The organism is Brasilonema bromeliae SPC951 (genome assembly GCF_012912135.1).
In the GTDB taxonomy this organism is placed as follows: domain Bacteria; phylum Cyanobacteriota; class Cyanobacteriia; order Cyanobacteriales; family Nostocaceae; genus Brasilonema; species Brasilonema bromeliae.
Window position 1 is genome coordinate 1 of the sequence record NZ_QMEB01000399.1, and the last position, 2,047, is coordinate 2,047.

General features: G+C 43.6%; 3 protein-coding genes. 1 reads left to right on the forward strand and 2 read right to left on the reverse strand.

Translation table 11 applies throughout. The features are described from left to right. Positions 1–232: 232 nt before the first annotated feature. Together DP116_RS27990 and DP116_RS27995 are read right to left on the reverse strand one after the other, a co-directional pair. Entirely contained in the window at positions 233–388 is a 156-nt protein-coding gene (locus DP116_RS27990) for a hypothetical protein (protein WP_169158218.1), read from the reverse strand. A gap of 1 nt (position 389) precedes the next feature. Next, complete coding sequence (locus DP116_RS27995) at positions 390–794, reverse strand: helix-turn-helix transcriptional regulator (protein ID WP_169158219.1); 405 nt, start codon at positions 792–794, stop codon at positions 390–392. Positions 795–936: 142 nt separating this feature from the next. Here DP116_RS27995 and DP116_RS28000 point away from each other — a divergent pair, with 142 nt between their 5' ends. Beyond that, on the forward strand, positions 937–2,037 hold the full coding sequence (locus tag DP116_RS28000) for a ParB/RepB/Spo0J family partition protein (protein WP_169158220.1): 1,101 nt from the start codon (positions 937–939) through the stop codon (positions 2,035–2,037). The last annotated feature ends 10 nt before the right edge of the window (positions 2,038–2,047 follow it).

The following is a 2,047-nucleotide window of genomic DNA, read 5'->3' on the forward strand; positions in this document are numbered from 1 at the left end:
GTCTAATAAGGTAACCGTTCAGGGGGGGAGTGCCCTTGACGATACCCATTGCCTAATTAGTCGGTGAAACCCAAATATTATATGAATATGAACCGTGTAAACTAAAGTTATAGAAATCGGTGACTTTAGTTTTTCATACTGGGTTGACCAGTATTGGTTGCACGGCACAACTCACTATCTCCTCGGCTTTAAAAGCCTCTGGAGAATACTTGCGGATAATTTGCATAGATTTTTAGAAGCGGTTACAACCATCGATATTTCTTTGATTAAAGCTTGTTTCGTCCGCTCCCACTACCTCCGACTGCTGGACGTAAAGTTTTGCTTTATTGTAGAAGTAGGTACTTGACAAAATGAGAGAATAGCGATACTCCTGCTCTTGTGCAGTCAACTCAAGAACTCTTGGCAGCCATCATCTCCATCGTCTCTAACGCTACCTTAGCCACTTGAACAGCAGCCTGAAACGGCAGCATCCGCACCTCTTCTAAAAGCTGCTGAACAGAGCGCGATTGCTGTTGAAGCTCACTATCATTCACACGGTTTACATCTTCATCTGCAACGCTTGATCTCTCTTGTTCTCCTTCTAGATAGACTTGTAGCTGCAACAGGGTCCATCCCTTCAGTTCAGCAATCCTTTCCAGATTATTATCATCAGGCCAAGTGCGCTCTTTCTCCCAATACTGTACAGCCTGATTACTGACACCAAGCAGCTTGGCAAAACTGCGTTGACTTCTTTCACCTCGCAGTTCTTTGAGTAACTCAGCCAGCCTTTGTCTTGATGTCTCTCCTACTTGCATCTTCCATACCTCTATCTACTACAAAAATATCACAAATTTTTCCTGAAAACAAATTTTTTACTTGACAAATTGACACTTGACAATAAATAGTAAAATAAAACACGTTAAATAAAACACAGAGTATTAATGAAGTTAGAGGTCAATGTCCACTAGTGATCAAATTAAAATTCAAGAGGTATCCCTCAATCTTCTAACCCCTCATCCATACTACTTCAGCATTTATGGTGCAAATGAAGATGTATCAGACTTGGTGGAACTTATAGCCGAAAGGAACTGGGTGGAGCCGCTTGTTGTAACTCCAAATTACGTAATCGTTTCAGATCACAGACCTTGGAAGGTGTGTCAAATATTGGGCAAAGATTGTATCCCTGTAGTTTTCAGACAGTTTCCAGACGAGATTGCCTTACTCAAAGCACTACTGCTAGAAAATGCCAGTCGTAAGAAGACCATAGAGCAGAGAATCAAAGAGGGTATGGCTTGGGAATCAATAGAAAAACATAAGGCAAAGCAAAGGCAAGGAAGGCGGACAGACTTGACCAACATTCCGGAAACTTTTCCGGAATGTTCAACAGGAGACTCGCGTGATGCAATCGGTTCACGGATTGGTCTTTCTGGAAGATCCTACTCAAAAGGACGTTCGGTCGTTAAGCGTATCGATTCTTTACTTCAAGAAGGCAACGAGAAGAGAGCTCAGTTTTTGCTGTCAGTTTTGAATAAGAGTATCGATACTGCCCAGAAGCTAATTCAAATGAGCGTTGCAGAGCAAAATGCGATCGCACAGTTGATAGAGAAAGGCAAAGCTCGCAGCACTACCACAGCTATCCGTATGCTGCGTGAGCAGAGTCAACCGACAGTGCAGGTAAAAACACAGTCCTGTTGGAACTGCCAACATCGATTAGAGTCGATAGACAACCAAAGTATTTACTGCAATAAGTTCGGCATCCTCAACCTGATATACAAATCAGGGGATGAACGTGGTCGAGAGTGCCCAGAGTGGAGAGACAGAACCTCACCACCAGCACCATTGAAAAACCCCACCTGCACGTTCCAAGTCTTACTACCGCTTGAGTGGCAAGACCGACTAGAAGAAACGGCAGCATCAGTCGGCATGGATGCAACCACCTGGATTACTAACTTGATTGGGGCTAGTCTGTATGAAACCTTGGACTATGAAGATGACCAAGAAAGTAGTCAGGAGTCAGGAGCCAGAATTCAGAATGAATTCTGTGCGAGTGCTGGATGACTTGGGGGTT

Bases quoted from the DNA above. Each gene is read 5' to 3' on its own strand.
- DP116_RS28000 (WP_169158220.1), top strand. From the start codon at position 937: ATGTCCACTAGTGATCAAATTAAAATTCAAGAGGTATCCCTCAATCTT.
- DP116_RS27995 (WP_169158219.1), bottom strand. From the start codon at position 794: ATGCAAGTAGGAGAGACATCAAGACAAAGGCTGGCTGAGTTACTCAAA.